A 17,490-nucleotide genomic window follows, 5' to 3' on the forward strand; every position below is an offset into this window, starting at 1 on the left:
AGACGCTGCGCTGGCCACCGTTAGGGTACCCGCGGGCAGTCACCCCGCACCGCAGCCCCCTGCGGGTGCGGTGGATGCGCACGTCAATGCCGTGAGGGTACCCGCGAGCAGCCAGACGGCACCGCAGGTGCGCGAGGTGCACGCTGTGCACCGGCGCCGGGACGTCGAGGCGCCTACCGTCGCACCGGGCGCATCGCCGCCGCGGGTCGTCGTGGCCGACGGGCTGGATGCGCTGGGCCTCGAGCGCCTGCGCGTCCGGGCCCGCGTGGACGTCTTCGGCGGGCTCGACGAGGCCGGGCTGATCGAGGCACTGCAGGCCGCCGACGCCGTGATCGTGCGCAGCCGCAGCCGGCTCACCGCCCGGGTGCTGGAGGCGGCGCCGCGCCTGCGGGTGGCGGCCCGCGCGGGCGTCGGGGTGGACAACATCGACGTGGACGCCGCGACGCGATGCGGCATCCTGGTCCTGAACACCCCCGAGAGCAGCACCGTCAGCACCGCCGAGCACACCATGGCGCTGCTGCTGGCGCTGGCGCGCTGGATTCCGCAGGCCAACGCATCGGTGGCGCGCGGCGAGTGGCGACGCGAGGCGTTCGTGGGGAGCGAGCTCTACGGCAAGACCCTGGGCGTCATCGGGTTGGGGAAGATCGGCGCCGAGGTGGCGCGGCGCGCGCAGGCGTTCGGGATGCGGGTGATCGCCCACGATCCGTACATCAGCGAGGACCGGGCCGCGCGCCTGGGTGTCCAGCTGGTCGATCTGCCGGCGCTGCTGACGACCAGCGACGCGGTCACGCTGCACGTGCCGCTGACGCCACGGACGGTGCGACTGCTGGGGCCCGAGCACCTGCAGCGCATGAAGCCCGGCGCGTTGCTGGTCAACTGCGCGCGTGGGGGGCTCGTGGACGAAGACGCCCTGCTGGCGGCGCTGGAAACAGGTCACCTGGGCGGTGCAGCCCTGGACGTGTTCGAGCACGAACCCCCGCAGCGGCGCGCCCTGCTGGCGCATCCACGGGTGGTGGCGACGCCGCACCTGGGCGCGTCCACGCGCGAGGCGCAGCGCTCGGTCGCCGTCGACGTCGCCGAGCAGGTGCTCGACGCGCTGGAAGGGCGACCGGTGCGCGGTGCGGTCAACGCGCCGGCGCTGGTAGCCGAGACCTGGCAGCGGCTGCAGCCCTACCTGGTCCTGGTGCGCCACCTGGGCCTGCTGGCACAGCAGCTCGCCGACGGCCAGATCGAGGCGGTGGAGCTGCGCTACGCGGGCGCGGTGGCGCAGGAGGACCCGGCGCCGCTGACGGCCGCCTTCCTGGTGGGACTGTTCGACGGGGTCTCGGCACGGCCCGTCAACATGGTGAACGCACCGGTGCTGGCGCGCGAGCACGGCATCCGCACCAGCGCGGTGCGCGAGGAGGAGAGCGAGGACTTCCAGAGCCTGGTGGTCGTCACGGTCCGGACCACCCGCGGGCCGCTGGTGCTGGCCGGGACGCTCTTCGGCCACCGGGAGCCGCGCATCACCCGCATCGGCGACTTCCGGCTCGACCTGATCCCGGCCCGCCAGCTGCTCTTCGTGTGGAACGCCGACCGGCCGGGGATGATCGGCAAGGTGGGAACGCTGCTCGGCGCACACGCCATCAACATCGCCAACATGCACGTGGGCCGCATCGCGCCCGGCGGGGGAGCGTTGATGGTGCTGACCGTGGACAGCGACGTCCCCGCCGAGGTGCTGGCGGCGCTGGCCCGGCTCGAGGGGATCAGCGCCGTGCGCGCGGTGCGCCTGGACTGAGCCACGGCGGTCGCACGCCGCGGGAGGCACGACGATGCTCGACCTCAAGAAGATCCGCGATGCGCCCGAGCGCTACCGGGCGGGGCTGCGCAAGCGCGGGCTGGATCCCGGCGCGATCGACGCGGTGCTCGAGGCCGACCGCCGGCGCCGGGAGCTGCTGGCGCAGATCGAGACGCTGCGCGCCGAGCAGAACCGCGCCTCGGCCGAGGTGCCGCGCCTGACGGGCGAGGCGCGCCAGGCGCGCATTGCGACGCTGCGGGACCTGGCCGAGCGGCTGCGGGCGCTGGAGCCGGCCCTGGAGCGCGCCGAAGCCGACCTCGACCGCCTGCTGCGGGCCCTGCCCAACCAGCCCGACGACAGCGTGCCCGACGGGCTGGACGCCTCGGCCAACGTGGTGGTGCGCACCTGGGGCGAGCCGCCGCGGTTCGACTTCCCGCCGGCCGACCACGTCGACCTGGGCGCCCGCCTGGACATCCTGGACTTCGAGCGCGGGGCCAGGGCGGCGGGCTCGCGTTTCTATTACCTGAAGGGCGACGGCGTGCTCCTGGAACTGGCGCTGGTGCGCCTCGCCGTGGACCTGCTGCTGGCCGAGGGCTTCGTGGTGATGGAACCGCCCATGCTGGTGCGCACCGGTGTCATCACGGGGGCCTGGGGCGGGGTGACCTTCGACCCGCAGCAGACCTACAAGGTGGAAACCGACGACCTGGCCCTGATCGGCACCAGCGAGCAGTCCCTGGCCGCCTACCACATGGACGAGATCCTGGACGGGGCCCGCCTGCCCCTGCGCTACGGAGGGCTGTCGTGGTGCTTCCGCCGGGAGGCGGGGTCCTACGGTCGCGACGTCCGCGGGCTGTACCGGGTCCATCAGTTCTTCAAGGTCGAAATGTTTTCGTTCGCCCATCCCGCGCGCTCGGCGGACGAGCACGAGTACCTGGTCAGCCTGGAGGAACGCTACGTGCGCGCCCTGGGCCTGCCCCACCGCGTGGTGCTGTTGTGCGGCGGCGACCTGGGGCTGGCCATGGCCAAGACCTACGACGTCGAGACGTGGATGCCCGGCCGCGGCGGGTGGGGTGAGACACACTCGTGCAGCAACGCCCACGACTTCCAGGCGCGCCGGCTGGGTATCAAGTACCGTGAGGGCCCGCGGGGGTCCGCGGAGTTCGTCCACACCCTGAACGGGACGCTGGTGGCGACCAGCCGGATGCTGATCGCGCTCCTGGAGAACTACCAGCAGGCCGACGGCTCGGTGCGCGTGCCGGAGGTCTTGCAGCCCTACCTCGGCGGTCGCACCGTGCTTCGCCCCCCGTCCCCGGTCGCCCCGTGATCGCCCTGCTCGCCGGCGTGGCGCTGGTGGGCGGGTTCGTCCTGGCAGCGCGCGGCGGCCGGGGTACGCCCGTCCGTTGGCTCGCGTGGGCGGGGGTCGCTGTGGGCGGCGCGGGCGCCTTCTACTGGGACCACCCGCCGTTCGTCTACCTGGCCGACCTGCTCGGGTACTACTACGCCCTGGTGATGCTGGTGGTCTTCTACGCCTCTGCGGGCGTGCTGGTGGGCGCTGTCTACCGGTACCTCGCGCGCTCCCCCGGCCCCCTGCGGCGCTAGGCGATGACGAGTACGCGGTCGAATCTGAGCTTGTTCTAGTACGAAGACACGGCATTCCACGCGGGGGCCGCGTGGCACTTCTATGAGCTCTGCCGGACTGTCATCCAACTACACGGGCAAGCAAGCGCGTGATCGAGCGGATGCGCTGAGAGAAGATCGCGACCGAGACACCGGGAATTTAGAGAGTCCGTGTGTCTGCGCGTCTTCAGCTATGGACACTTGATCAACTGTAGCAACCCCGAGGCGTGGTTGCGTACTGCGCTCAGCGTCAGACGGTAAGCAGCCCGCATCATGGCTGTGTACAAAATACGCCGGGCCCGCTCGAGCTGCTCCGGGTTGTAATCCCGTGATGGTAACCGGCGCTCAGTCACTCCGACGATAAACACCACCGGAAACTCGATGCCCTTTGCACTGAAAGTGGTGATGAGTTTCACGCTGGGCTCAAAGATATCGATGGATCTGCGACCGTCTGCCTTTTCGTAATGTTCAGAAGGGATTCCCCGGGCCTTGAGTTCCCGGGCCGCCCGGTTGAGCAACGCGCGTTCCTGGGCAAATACCGCGATGGCCGACGCCGGCGTACCTTCTTGAATGAGGGTAAAGATACGCTCGGCGATCTCCTTCAGTTCGGCGGTCTCGTCGTCGGCCAGCACCACCTCTGGCGGAGGACCCTCAAGCTCAATCGCCTCGGGCTCCACTAGGTCCTCGGCGAGGTTGCGGCGAAGCCCGGCCAGAAGCGGGGTCGCTGCCTTTACGATGGCGCGGGTGGTCCGGTAGCAGCGGCGCAGCACGGTCACGTGTCCGCCGGTTACCCGAAGACCAGTGTCCGCCCAGCGGAAGCTGGAGCGGTAGACGTTCTGGGCAGCGTCGCCCAGCACCATGAGGTTTCGGTCGGAGCCTTTCTGCACTCGCAACAGTACACGAAAGACCACTGGTAAAAGGTCCTGGGCCTCATCCACCACGACGGCGTCGTAAAGTGGCCAGTCCGGGTGAGATGCCTGCAGGGATTGCAATAGATGGAGCGGCAGCCACTCCCACAACGCTCGTCCTTCTCGCGCGGCCTGCGCCTCAAATCGTTTGAACAGCCGCCATAGGTAGCGCCGCTCGTCCGGCAAGAGGGGAACGCCCCGCCCCAAGCGCTGGGTCTGCTCAGGGTCAACGTAAGCTGCCTCGCCAGGCACTGCTCGGCCGTACATGACCTCGGCGAACTCTTCAAGAATATAATAATTTTCCAGCCGCGCCACGCGCTGGGTCGGCGGAGGCAAGGCAGGATCCTCCCGCAGCGCTTGAAGCATCGAGACAAATTCGTTGCGGCCTGCGAGATTGGGCCTGGGACCGACAAGGTAGCGACTCTGGAGTTCGCTAAGCCACTGGTAGGCCGTCTTGACGGTCACGCCCAAATCCTCGGGGAGGTTGCCGAGAGTATCCTTGAGCATCTGGTAAGCGGAGTCCCTCAGCACCCGGTTGTAGCACAGGAAGAGGATGCGAAGCGATCTTGGCGCTCCCATAAGCAAATGTTCTATCCGCCGGATTCCCACTACAGTCTTGCCTGTGCCGGCTGCCCCCTTCACGATAATGAGGCCCGCATCTTCCCGCTCAATAAGACGACGCTGCTCGTCACTCACCTGTGACAGGAACTTATGGAGAGGCAGGCGCAGGTAACCCGAGAGCTGTTCGACGGATAGCACTGTGAGGCCGGCAGCTGGTCCCACTTCATCTGAAGGCAGCGCTTCGTTCGTACGCCCCACGGCGGGCAACGGAACGGGAATCGGAGCCGATGGGAGACGGCCCTGGTAAAGGGTCTCCAAGGCATCGGCCACTGGCTCCTCGAGACCCACTTCCACGAGGGGCGTCCGGCTGGAGGCCTCCAGGACCGCCGGGATGAGTTCCACGGGAACGCCATGGTAACGCAAGTCGTTCTCCGTAAGGTACTCGCCATAAGTGCCTGGTCGAGCTCCTTGCCGCCGCCAGGGAGAGTCGCGACGGGCGCCGACCAGTGGGGAAGAGACACGGGCCGGATCGGGAGCGCTCGGACGTTCCGGCTGCGCGGGGCCTGCCGTAATCTCCTGGACGACTTGTTCGTGGCTGATATCTCTGTCGTACTTCTCAGCCCACTTGTTAACGGAGTGATCGCCTAGGGTGAGCAGCAGGGAATCGCCCGGACGCCCGTCCACGGGCAGGTCAATGAGACGGTCCGACCTTGACACGCGAGTATGGAAGATCCGGTGCTTTGGGTTGTGGAGTGGGCTGCGCTGCAAGGTGGTGTAGTCCGTCAGCAGGCCCCGTAACACCCGATCCACCGCTCCACGCCTGCGAGGCTTGTCGGTCAGGTAGCGTTGCAGGGCGCGGTGGAACCGCTTGGTAAGCAGCAGCCTGTCAAAGCGCATTGGAGAGGAAGCAGGCGGCTTGGTCATCGATCCCCGCTACCGACGTGGTCTTGAACATCTTGAGTGGCGTACGATTTCCGTCGGGAAAGCGTGTGAGCAACTTCTAAAAGGGGAATCTAGCCATCGGCCCTCGGGGCATCGGCCAGCTGCGGGGCCAGAAGCGCCTCGCGGCTCTAATGAGCGTAAGCGGGCGCTGCTCCTGCAAGCGAATAGTCTAAGATGTGGGTGGTTGGGCGATGGCTGAAATAGCAAACACGGTACTCGAACTTGAAACCTTAGACCCGCATGTAACGAATTCACTGCTCCATTTGGACTACAGGTGAACGATATCAACATCCTTCCACCTGTCTCTTAGGTACTCTGCAACTAGGCGACGATGGCAACGTTCAGGCTTGTGTTCGCTGCAAAGAAGACAAGCGTCCTCGAGTACCGGGCGCGGGAGGGTTTCCTCAATCCTGCGGTCGTGCATCAACTGAAGGAACCGTTGTTCATAGAGAGCCCAGTCGATGCGTCGCTTCTTGTACGCATGGAAAATCTCTTGAGTCGGTGCTAGTTCCGATCTGTGCTCATAACCTATTCCGCAAATGACTCTCAAGAAATACTCCAAATCTCCCTTTTTTGCGAATCCTGCGAGCTGGGAAGCATTGTTTAACCGCACGTCAACAACTTTCTTAACGCCCGCCCGCGTCAATCGCGAGAAAAACGACTCGGCCGTCGTTCTCGTGAACCCGATTGTGTAGAGCTTCACCGTTCCCCTCGTCGTACTGACGTGTGCTGCGTGAAAGACTCGGTGGAGGCAATCTGTTGGCTACGTTTGCTGTATGCTTCGATGACTACTTCTCGGAAGAGGGGAATTGTCGGTAGCTTGAGTTCCTCAAGCAGCCTGGAGAGAGCGTCGTCGTGACTTTCAAGGCGGCCATCCTCGAGAATGTGGTAGCATCGCCAGCCGCGCTCTACAAGGTGCCTGCAGATCAAGATAGCCCGGTGGCAAACTATGGGGTCTTTTTCCGCGCACATGAGAGCCACTCGATGGGTGCTTGCCAGCTGGACTACGCGGTCCAGCCCGGAGCGAAAGAGCGGGGTTTGTGCCAAGAGATCGTACGCTACCTTTCCATCGACGTAGCAAGTGGGATCCGCAGGGCGAGCTCCGAGTTCGCGTCCCAAGTACACGTAGCGTATCCCGATGCTCTCCAAGAGCTGAGAGAATGATTCGCGATTAAACTGTGGATTGAGTCGACTGTATGGGTGGGAACGGACATCAGCAACCGTTCTGATTTCATGAAGGCGCAAGAGTTTGATCACCGTCTCTGTCGAGTGCGTCGAGTGTCCTATCGTGTACAGCACGTTCGTCATGTTCATGTCCTCGCGCGCTCAGGGGTGATGATGGCTGCCGCCAGCTTGTACGCGTACCCTTGAAAGACCTCCCCCAGGGAAACGCAGATAAGGGCGTCCGGCAACGACGCCACTTCGTGGCCCCGCTGAAGGTACTCGCGTTCGATCCAGGGGTCCGTAACGACGATGCGGTAGGGGTGCCCGTTTAGGCGGAAACGAGCTCGTACGCGGCGTCGGGGCGGGCCGGAGCTCCGATCTTCCTGAACGACCTCCAACTGGAGTCTCTCGGGATGGACGAGATAGAGTGACCGGTCCCACCTCGTCGTTTCCGCTTCCGGGACGCGGTCGTTCTCGCCGTGAGAACTTGAGTAGCCGTTGCGCCATAACGGGCCCCGGGGATTTTCAACCGCATCTTGGATTGCTGACCATGTGGCGCGACCTACCAACCTCCAGCAGTGGCCGGAATCGATGACGTGGTTCTCTTGCTGATGACGCTCCGGCTCCCGACGTAAGAGTGGAATGTCAATGATGTCGAGAGGCTCCGGGTCTCGTCCGTTCTCGTAACAGCGCTCTTCCTTAGAGACCTCGCGGGTTGGGCGTGCGCTAACGGGGCGGATCCAGGGTCCGAAGCCTCCCGGGAGCACCTGTCTGCCTGCCACGCACCTGCCAGATGGCGGCTTACGGGAGTTGGCGAAACAGACTATCCTCGCTATGTAGCTCATAGACGTGTAGCTGAGGCGTCAGGTTTGTTGTGCAGATAGCCTAACAGCACCAGGTTGCTTAACTACCTCGGATTATCCAAACATAGCCAACTGATGCAGTGCCGCCGCGACGCAGAGTGGTCATCTCCTGCCTCATGTCGGGGCTGCCAGACCGTTTACGGTACGTAGCCGCCATTGCACCGTGGTCAGCCCGAACCCGCACGGCCTCCCATGCGACTGATTGCTACGGCGCCGGATGTAAAGCGCCAAGACCACGAAGTTTGGAACCTGCTTCTGCCACAGTCCCCACCAGAGTCCCCACGCCAACAGCTGAACGCCAGATGACGCGTACTGCCTCCTTAAGGCTCATCATGAGGGCCCATCATGGTTTCCGTGAGTCTGCGCGGAGATTGCCAGTTTCGCAAACCTCCACGATAGCAGAGGAAACATTGCCATCTTACCACGGCCCCAATACCCCAATAAATGAAGGCTTGCCGGCGAGCAGCCAGGTCGACACTAGAGATCAGTCCACCATTCCAACCACCGCAGTTTTATAGCGTACCAGAAGAGAAGGTGAGTGTGGAAGCCCTCGAACCTATGGCCGTCGCTGCCTTGGCTTGGCCGGGCAAGTGCCTGTGGTACTCAGCCTGTCCCTTGCCCCTCGGCGGCGAGCTCCGGTACCCGCCTGTCCGGCAGGACACCCGCCCGGCCAGCACGAACTGCGGCCCTACAGTCTCCACGATGTCGTGTCCCCAAGGGGGGTGAGAGCGCAGTCGCAGCCGCGCCGTGTACGAGCACTCTTCCGGCCAACGCCCGACTCCGCCACGCGGAGGGGTACTGCAAGGGAGGGGAGAGGCATGTCGGAGGAAGTGAGCCGGAGAGAGTTCCTGAAGTCCCTGGGCGTGACCGTAGGGGCCGCGGCGGTCGGCGGCCTCGCCGGGCAGGCCCTCCAGCCGGCGCCGGTCGAGGCGCAGGCACCACCGCGCGGGCGCATCCCCGACACGCCCTACAAGACCGGGCACATGACGTTCCTCTCGGGCCCAGCCGCGGTGCTCGGTGAGCAGTCGCGCAAGGGCCACCTGCTCGCCGCCGAGGAGATCAACGCCAGGGGCGGGTTGCTCGGCAAGCGCAAGATCGAGACGATCTTCGCCGACGAGGCCGCCGGCACCGACGCCAACGTGAAGGAACTCAAGCGGATGAAGCTGGAGGCGAAGATCGACTGCTTCACGGGCGTCATCTCCAGCGGCAACACCCCGGCCCTGGGACCCGTCGCCGAGGACCTGAAGGTGCTGACGCTCTTCACCGACGGCTGCACCGACTTCCTGTTCGACAAGGCGGTGCCCAACCCGAAGTACATCTTTCGCCTCACCAACATCCAGTCGGCTGACGGGGTGATGTGCGCCCTCGCGGTCGCCCAGGCCTGGCCCGAGGTGCGCAAGATCGCCCACATCCACCCCGACTACTCGTACGGGCGCAACGCCTTCGACCACTTCACGGTGGCGATCCAGAAGCTGCTGCCGGGTACCGAGGTCGTCTCCGAGGCCTGGCCGAAGCTCGGCACCACCGACTTCACGGCCCACATCACCAAGACCCTGTCGGCCAAGCCCGACCTGCTGGTTTCAGCGGTCTGGGGCGGCGACTACATCGCCTTCTACAAGCAGGCGCTGGGCTACGGGCTCTTCAAACAGATGAAGTTCGCCAGCACCATCGCCTTCGGCGTGGCGCCGCACGCCATCGGGAAGGACCACCCGGAGGGCATCGTGGCCGGTGTGCACGCCAACTACTACTGGACGTTCCCCCCGGGCAACAAGTGGCCGCTCAACAACCTGTTCGTGCGCAAGTTCTTCAACCGGTGGAAGGAGTACCCCAACTTCGAGGCCGAGGGCGCCTACGTGGCGCTGTACATGCTGAAGGAGGCCGTCGAGAAGGCCAACCGCCTGGTGGGCGGGTGGCCCGACGACGAGGCGATCATCGCCATGCTCGAGGGCATGATGTACCCCGGCCCGGCCGGGTACTACTACATCCGCCCCGACAACCACCAAGCTTATAAGGACGCCATGACGGGGTTCGCCAAGAACGACCCCAACTACCCGTTCCTCATCCTCGACCCGAGCACGGTCATCACCGTGCCGATCCGCAACATCACCGCGCCGCCGGGCTACCCGCGGGGCGAGCCCACCACCACGTACAAGTGGATTCAGGAGACCTGGCCGCGCGTGCGTGGGTGAGGGCGGCAGGGCTGCGTGCGGGGGCAGCGCCCCGTCGGGGCGCTGCCCCCGTGTCCGTACGCCGTACCGCCATCACGTGCAGGCCCCTGCGACACCCCAGGACCCGCGCCACCCGACGCGCTCCACCACCCTCGTGACGGGCACACTCGCAGGCGGCGTTCTCTGGCGCGCGCGCCGCCGGATGCGCTGGCGGATGCGTTGCCTCGTCGCCCTCACCCTGCTGCTGGCTGCGGGTGTGGGCCCCGTGCAGGCGGGCCACGAGCTCGCCTACTCGCCGGCGTTCTACCCGCACGAGATCCACATCGAGCCTGCAGGCGCCGATGCCGCCGCGCGGCTGCGGCGTGGCGAGCTGCACGCGCTCGTGGGCCTCGACCCGTTCGCGCCGGGCCCGCTGCCAACCGACGTGGCGGCGGTCGCGTCGCTGGGCGCCTATGTGGTGGTCGTCGCCGACGGCCCAACGCTGGCTGGCGCTTCGCGCGACGCCCGCTGCCGCGCGCTGGAGGGCGCGCTGCGCGCGCTGGCCCGCGCGCCCCGCTTCCACGTCCACCCGTATCCCGTGACCCCGTTCCACGAGGACTACCTGTACCACGCCGACCTTGCCCGGGCCGCGCGGGTGCGGTACGCGGCGGCTGGTGGAGACGCCCGTGCGCCGCGCCTGCGCGCGCGGGACGCGCGGGCGGCCGCGCTGCTCGAGGGTGCTGGTGTGGCAGCTCTCCGCCAGGTTGAGACGGCACCGGCCCGCGGGGGCACAGGAACAGCACGCGGCACCCCGGGGCCTCCTGGGGCGGCTGTTCGGACCCCCTGGGACGTGACGGTCGAGGTGGTGCCGATCGAGCAGCTGCTCGCCCGGTGGGCGACGCGGCCGGACGGCGGCCAAGGGCCGCCGTGGGTGCGGGAAGGCTGGTTCCACGCGGTGCTGGTCCTGCGCGGCCATCTGACCGACGCCGAAGGCCAGGCCGTCGACGCTCTGGTGGCGCGCCGTGCGACAGGTACACCGCGCCGGCTGGAGGAGCGCGTGGCGCTGGAGCGCGAGGTCCCGGCGCGCCTGGCCGAGGCCTGCCGCGCGGCGGTCGCCGGGTACGTGCTACGCCGCGAGCCCTACACCACCGAGTTCACCGCCGGCGTCGAGAACGTGGCGTTCGATGCCCACGCGGGGCTGAACGCTCCGATCTTCATCCGCACGGTGAAGCTCAAGGACTTCCCCTGGAACGGCGTGTTGCGCCTGGCCGTCGCGGGCGTGCCGCAGGCGCCGTGGAACCCGCTGGGCGGCTTCACCGATCCCTTCGGCCGCCTGCTGTGGGCCGCGGTCGGTGATCCGGCGCTGCTCACGGCGCCCTACGGTGCCGGCATGGTGCCCAACCGCGTCGTGCCGCGATCGGCGCCCCCGCCGGGGATCGCGGACCGCCTGCGTCGGTGGGTGGCCCAGCTGGCAGGCGGTACCGTCCTCTTGCCCCGTGATACCCTGGCGCCTGACGCCAGCGGCCGGTGGCGTCCGGTGGGTTGGCGCGCGGCGGCGCAGGCCCGCGTGGTATATACGGTACGTACCTCGGCGTTCCACGATGGCACGATGATGACCGCGGCCGATGTGCTGTACCCCTACCTCCTGGCGTTCCGGTGGGGCGCGGCCGGCCCGGCCCACGACCCGCGCCTGGCAGAGGCCACGGCGCTGGTGCGGGCGCACCTGGCCGGGGTGCGCGTGGCGCGCATCGAGGAGACGACGCTCGTTCTGGGCGACCTGCGGCTGCGGTGGCGCGACCCGGTCGTCGAGGTCTACCTGCGCGGCAACCTGCCCAATGCGCACTACCTCGCGGCCCTGGCACCGCCGTGGAGCACCGTTCCCTGGCACCTCATGTACGTGATGGAGGAAGCCGTCCGCCGCGGCCTGGCGGCCTGGTCGGTCGACGAGGCGCGCCGGGACGGGGTGCCACCGCTGGACCTGGTGCGCGACCCTGCGCTCCTCTCGCGCCTGCGCGCGCTCGTCGCCGAGTTCGAAGCCCGTGCCGCCATTCCCCCGGGGCTCGAGGCGTACGTGACGCCGCAGGAGGCACGGCTGCGCTGGCGGGCGCTGGGGCGCTTCGCCGCCCGCACCGGCCATCTGCTGGTGACCGCCGGTCCCTACCGACTCGCACGCTGGGACGGGCAGCGTGCCACGCTGGCGGTGTTCCGCGACCTCACCTACCCGTTGGTGATCGGCGCCTTCGACCGTTATGCGCTTCCCCGGCCCGCGCACGTCGTCGCCCTGCGGGTCGCAGACGGCCAGCTGCGCGTGCGGATCGAGGTCGAGCTCAAGGAGCGCGTGCAACGCGACTACCAGGTCACGCGCGAGGCGCTGCGCGACGACATGCTGCAGGGGACGCCCCGCGTGCGGCCGGTCTGCCGCTTCATCGTCGTTGACCCCGCCGGACGCGTGCTGCAGGTCGGGGAGGCGGCCTACGCCGGCGGCGGCGAGTTCGCTGCGCCGCTGCGGACGTCCGGGCCGGCCACGGTGCTGGTCGCCGCATACCAGGACGAGAACTTCGCAGCACCGCAGATCCACACGCTGGCACTGCCGGGCACGCGATGACGGTGCGAGGTCGCAGCGCCGGGCGAACGCGGAGTGCGGGCTCGCGGGCCCGCTGCCCGGCAGGCCGTAGGATGCGCAGCAGGTTCGGCGGCAGCTTCCGGGGCGGCCGTTGGAAGGTGATGTCGCTGCCCGTTCGTATGGACCGCACGACGCGCGCGACGGACGCGACCGTTCGCGTTGCGTGTGCGGCGGTGCTCGTGCTGCTCGCGGGTGTCTTGTGGCCCCTTCCGGCCCGCGCCCATGCGGTGCTCGACCGCGCGCTGCCCGCGCCCGGCGCCAGCGTGGGCACGCCGCCAGCCGAGGTCGTGCTGGTCTTCAGCGAGCCGATCGACGCTCGGTTCAGCGCCGTCGTCGTGCGCGACGCCAGGGGCGCGCAGGTCTCAGGGCCGGTGCACGCCGGCGACGACGGCAGGACGCTGATCGCGTCCCTGCCGTCCCTCCCCACCGGCGTCTTCACCGTGCGCTGGCGCGTGCTCTCGGCGGTCGATGGCCACGTCACCAGCGGGGTCTACCTCTTCGGCGTGGGCGAGAGCCCGGCTCCCGACCGCGGTGCCGCGCAGCCCCGTCCCGAGCTCGACCGTGTGCTGGCACGCTGGCTCGCGCTGGCGGCGGCGCTGGTGCTCGCGGGCGCGGTCTACGCCCGGCTCCTTGCGTTCGAGCCCGTCGCGCGCCGTCTGGCACCACCCGCGGGCGACCTGCTGCGCGCGCGACTGCGTGCCGTGACGCGTGCCGCCGGTAGCGGCGTCGCGGTGGTCCTGGCCGCCGACCTCCTCCATCAGGCGCACTTGGTGGCCGCAAGCGGCGGTGCCGGCGCAGCGTTCCTGTGGGACAGCCGCACCGGGCAGGTAGCCTTCCTGGGTATCGTCGCTGCGGTGGTGACGGCTGCGCTGGCAGGGCGACCAGGTGGGTCCGGGGGGCGTTTGCCCAGCAGCCGCTCGCCCGGCGACTCCGCCTCTCAAGCGAGGCGGCACCCGCACACCCGGGGCATCCAGGGACGCGACGCCCTGGCGGCCGCCACCGCCAGTGCGATGCTGCTGGCCTTCACCCTGACCGCGCACGCACCACCTGCCGGCCCGCTCGCCATGGTGGCAGACTGGCTGCACCTCGCCGGCGCCGCGGCCTGGCTGGGTGGGCTCGCCGTGCTGGTGCTCGTCGTCCGAGGTCTCGACGATACCGCGCGGGCCGACGTCGCCCGGCTCGTGGTGCGTCCCCTCTCGCGCCTGGCGGCTGCCGGTCTGCTGGTCACCGCGGCCACCGGACTCTACGCAGCCTGGCTCCAGGTGCCGGCGCTGCGGGCGCTGGTGACGACGACCTACGGGCTCGCCCTGCACGTCAAACTGCTGTTGCTGCTTCCGCTGCTGGCCTTCGCCGCGGTGAACCGCTTCCTGCTGCGGCCGCAGCTGGAACGCCAGGCGCACCCGGGGCTGACGCGGCGGTTCGTGCGTTCGGTGACCGGCGAGGTCGGCGTGGCGACGGCCATCGTGCTGGCGGCCGGCGTGCTGACCACGACGCCGCCGGCACGAAGCACCTACGGCGCCAGCGCGCAGACCGCGACGTTGCTCGTGGGCCTTGCGGGCGACACGAAGGTGCAGCTCGTCGTCGACCCTGCCCGCCCCGGCCGCAACCGCTACGAGGTCACCTTCGATGCGTTGTCTAACGCCGCGCAGGACGGACGCGTGCTGCTGCGGTTCGTGAAGCTCGACGAAGACCTCACGCCCACGGCCGTCGTCCTGACCCCTGCCGGTGGCGGGCGGTTCGAGGCACAGGGCGATCACCTCGCGGCCGCCGGCTGGTGGGAGGTCGAGGTCGTGCTCCGCCGTCGTGGTGTGCCCGACGTCTCCACGTTCTTCGCCCTCGACCTCGGCAACGGGCTGCCGGCGCAACGCGACCCCGAGGCGCTCCACCTGCTGCAGGAGGCGCGCGAGGCACCGCTGGGCGCCTGGCGCGAGTGGGAGCAGGTCACCGACGGCGCCGGCAGCCTCGTCATCACCCAATACCGATTGGCGCCACCCGACCGGCTGCACCTGCGCGCCCGCTACGCCCTGGCACCCACCGGCGCTGTCGGCCAGACCGAGGTCGTCGTCATCGGCGACCAGCGGTACGAGCGCCGCGACGGCGGGCCCTGGGTGCACACCACCCTCCGCCAGCCCGTGATCGCCGAAGGGCACCGCGTCTACCTCAAGCTCGCCGAGCACGTCGCCCTGGGGCGCGCGGGGCGCTGCGACGACGAGCCCTGCCGCGTGGTGCTGTGGACCAACCCCGGCGGCAGCCCGGCGTTCGCCGCCTGGATCGGCCAGCGCACCCTGCGGGTGCACCGCCTGTACATGCGCGCGCCGGCGCACTACATGACCGTGCGGCCGTCACCGCCCGACGCGCGTGTGGTCATCACGGCCCCGCGGTAGGGGATGGCGTGCGGGAAGGCCATTCTCTGAGGAGAGAGCGATGAAGGTCGTCGGGGCAGACGCCGCGCGGGGAGGCTGGCTCGCGGTGTGCCTTACTGATGGGAAGTATGCAGAGACCAGCTTCTTTAAAGCATTTGGCGCCTTGCTCGACGCTTTTCCTCAAGCGGCGGTCGTTGCGGTCGATATCCCCGTCGGGCTGCCGCGTGGCGTCCGCCGGGCGGACGAAGAAGCCCGCAAGAGGCTCGGCTCCCAGGCTCGCAGCGTCTTGCCCACGCCGCCCCGTCCCGCACTGCACGAGCGGAATTTTCGCAAAGCCTACGCGATCGCCAGAGCATTGGATGGTCGTCTCACGAAGCAAAGCCACGCCCTCAGTGCGAGGATCGTCGAAGTCGAACGCTACGCTGTCAGGAACTCCCGTATCGTCGAAGTCCACCCCGAAGTGTCGTTTTGGGCGATGAACGGGCAGCAGCCGCTGGCCTTCCCAAAGAGAACGTGGAACGGCCTCATGCTCAGGCTCGACCTGCTGCGGAAGCACGGAATAGAGCTTCCGTCGCAGATTAGCGGGACAGGTCCCGCTTCTGCGGCCGACGTCGTGGATGCTGCCGCGGCTGCCTGGTCCGCGTGGCGGGTGGCCCGGGGCGAGGCGCGGTGCCTCCCAGATCCGCCACCAGATCGCACCAGCACCGACGGTGGGGCGATCTGGTACTGATCACGCCGCGGTCGACGCCGACGATGCTGAGCCACATCCGATGCGCATCTCCCAGGCCTGGGACGCTTCCTCACAGTACCCTCCACCACGGAGCGGCGAGCACGCCGGGTGCCAGCCACTCGAGGGTATTCCCGGCGTGCAGCAGGAGCCCGGCACGAGCCCGGTCGCCGTACTCCGCACGAAACATACGTAGGATGGTGGCGTCCGGCACCCGCGGGCGGGCGGTGACCTTGACCTCTATCGGCAGCAGCTGGTCGCCGGACTCGATCACGAAGTCCACTTCCTGGCCGGCGGCCGTGCGCCAGTAGTAGACTTCTGCACGTTCCAAGCGTGCGTCGCGCCAGGCAATGAGGTCCGTGAGCACCAGGTTCTCGAGGTGAGCGCCCGTCGGCTCTTCCAGTCCCGCCAGGTGCAGCGCCAGGCCGGTATCGGCCCAGTAGAGCTTCGCGGCCTTGATGAGCCGCTTGGTCCGGCTTCCGGCGTATGCCGGAAGGCGCAATGCAAGGTACGAGGTCTCGAGCAGGTTCAACCAGCGGTGCACCGTGGGCTGTGAAAGCCCGATATCCCGGGCGAGCTCGGTCTGGTTGAGAAGCTGGCCCAGCCGGAGGCAGGCCGCGCGCATGAGCCGACGGAAGTCCGGCAGTGCGCTGATGGCCGCCAGGTCCTGGAGGTCCCGCTCCAGGTAGGTGCGCACGTAACCGTCGAACCAGATGCGGCGCTCTGCGGCGCTCCTCGTGTGCAGCGCAGGCGTGGGGAAGCCACCCCGGCGTGCCAGAGCCTTCCAGTCCGCCAGTTCCGCCTCGCCTTCTCGCAGTAGGTCGGTCCACTCTTTTTCCGGTGTCTTCAGCAGATCTTCCCACCGTCCGCACGCGCCGAGTCCGAGCTGCTCCCGCCGGGTCATGGGCCAGAGCGTCAAGTACGTTGCGCGGCCGGCTAGCGATTCGGACACGCGGCGCATCAGGAGCAGATTGGCAGAGCCCGTGAGGAGGAACCGGCCGGGCGTCGGCTCGCGGTCGACGGCCCGCTTGACCGCCAGGAGGAGCTCGGGCGCCCGCTGCACTTCATCGAGGGTGACCGCCTCGCGGCCTCCCACGAGCACCTCCGGGTCGCGACGGGCGGCGTCGAGGACGTCCAGGTCGTCGAGGGACCGGTAGCGGCGGCGGCCAGGCACCAGGAACTGGGCCAGCGTGCTCTTGCCCGTCTGGCGCGCCCCGGTCACCACCACGACGGGCATTACCCCAAGGTACCGGGTGAGAGCAGGGCTGACCGCACGGGGCAAAGCTTTCACGGAATGAATGATAATCATTCACGACACGAATGGCAACCTCATAGCGGGGGCCTTAGCTCGTGGAAGCAGCTCGGTCAGGTTGTGGTTCACGCTGGTTGTCCCGAAGTCCGGCTTGCGTCGGAGGAGCGGCGTGCGTCTCCCGGTCCATGGGCTCGTGGCCCAGGAGGCTTTCCACCTCCGTGACGGTGGTCCGGGACGAGGCGGCGCTACAACCACTTACCTCTGCAGCAGCCGCTCAAGTCGGTTGCGCTCGGCCCTGCTCAGCGAGCGTGGTCTCCATTTGAGAGGATGCTTCAAGGCGTCGTCGAGTGATCTGCGGTCGCCCGCGACCCGCCGCCGGGCATCCAGCCGATCTCTTGTGAGGCGCATGTCCCGAGGGGAAGGTCGACGCAGACGATAGACCGCCAGCCGCTAGCGACGTTCGCGGAACCGCGCTCCGAGGTCCACCGGCTGCACCACACGGTATGGCCCTTCAAAGGAGCCAAGGGGCCTGTGTTTCTCTGAACG

General features: G+C 68.2%; 11 protein-coding genes. 7 read left to right on the forward strand and 4 right to left on the reverse strand.

Features of this window, described 5'->3' with window-relative positions:
- The first annotated feature begins 91 nt into the window (after positions 1–91).
- The 3 genes from serA to QN157_05320 are packed head-to-tail and all read left to right on the forward strand — an operon-like array spanning position 92 to position 3,376.
- Positions 92–1,777, forward strand: a complete 1,686-nt coding sequence (serA, locus tag QN157_05310) for a phosphoglycerate dehydrogenase (GenBank protein ID MDR7555008.1) — start codon at positions 92–94, stop codon at positions 1,775–1,777.
- A 34-nt stretch (positions 1,778–1,811) separates the two neighbouring features.
- Positions 1,812–3,101, forward strand: a complete 1,290-nt coding sequence (serS, locus tag QN157_05315) for a serine--tRNA ligase (GenBank protein MDR7555009.1) — start codon at positions 1,812–1,814, stop codon at positions 3,099–3,101.
- Entirely contained in the window at positions 3,098–3,376 is a 279-nt protein-coding gene (locus tag QN157_05320) for a hypothetical protein (GenBank protein ID MDR7555010.1), read from the forward strand. Before serS ends, QN157_05320 begins: the two co-directional genes overlap by 4 nt.
- 209 nt (positions 3,377–3,585) lie before the next feature.
- Here QN157_05320 and QN157_05325 read toward each other — a convergent pair whose 3' ends face one another.
- The 3 genes from QN157_05325 to QN157_05335 all read right to left on the reverse strand — a co-directional run bounded on the left by QN157_05325 (position 3,586) and on the right by QN157_05335 (position 7,119).
- A complete protein-coding gene (locus tag QN157_05325; protein MDR7555011.1) occupies positions 3,586–5,787 on the reverse strand; it encodes a 3'-5' exonuclease in 2,202 nt (733 codons plus the stop codon).
- A 286-nt stretch (positions 5,788–6,073) separates the two neighbouring features.
- Positions 6,074–6,508 (reverse strand): DUF488 domain-containing protein, encoded by a 435-nt coding sequence (locus QN157_05330; GenBank protein ID MDR7555012.1) that lies wholly within the window; start codon positions 6,506–6,508, stop codon positions 6,074–6,076.
- Entirely contained in the window at positions 6,505–7,119 is a 615-nt protein-coding gene (locus QN157_05335; GenBank protein ID MDR7555013.1) for a DUF488 domain-containing protein, read from the reverse strand. Before QN157_05335 ends, QN157_05330 begins: the two co-directional genes overlap by 4 nt.
- A 1,531-nt stretch (positions 7,120–8,650) precedes the next feature.
- Between QN157_05335 and QN157_05340 the strand changes: the two genes are divergently transcribed.
- From QN157_05340 to QN157_05355, 4 genes are all read left to right on the forward strand, one after another.
- Positions 8,651–10,021 carry an ABC transporter substrate-binding protein gene (locus QN157_05340; GenBank protein MDR7555014.1) on the forward strand — a complete coding sequence of 457 codons (1,371 nt, stop codon included), beginning with the start codon at positions 8,651–8,653 and terminating at the stop codon, positions 10,019–10,021.
- A 193-nt stretch (positions 10,022–10,214) separates the two neighbouring features.
- A complete protein-coding gene (locus tag QN157_05345) occupies positions 10,215–12,584 on the forward strand; it encodes a hypothetical protein (GenBank protein MDR7555015.1) in 2,370 nt (789 codons plus the stop codon).
- 191 nt (positions 12,585–12,775) lie between these two features.
- Positions 12,776–14,986 (forward strand): copper resistance protein CopC, encoded by a 2,211-nt coding sequence (locus tag QN157_05350; protein ID MDR7555016.1) that lies wholly within the window; start codon positions 12,776–12,778, stop codon positions 14,984–14,986.
- 40 nt (positions 14,987–15,026) lie between these two features.
- Complete coding sequence (locus QN157_05355) at positions 15,027–15,695, forward strand: DUF429 domain-containing protein (protein MDR7555017.1); 669 nt, start codon at positions 15,027–15,029, stop codon at positions 15,693–15,695.
- Between the two features lie 70 nt (positions 15,696–15,765).
- Here QN157_05355 and QN157_05360 read toward each other — a convergent pair whose 3' ends face one another.
- Positions 15,766–16,929 carry an ATP-binding protein gene (locus QN157_05360; GenBank protein ID MDR7555018.1) on the reverse strand — a complete coding sequence of 388 codons (1,164 nt, stop codon included), beginning with the start codon at positions 16,927–16,929 and terminating at the stop codon, positions 15,766–15,768.
- Between the last annotated feature and the right edge of the window lie 561 nt (positions 16,930–17,490).

Source organism: Armatimonadota bacterium (assembly GCA_031459855.1).
Lineage (GTDB): Bacteria > Sysuimicrobiota > Sysuimicrobiia > Sysuimicrobiales > Humicultoraceae > Fervidifonticultor > Fervidifonticultor primus.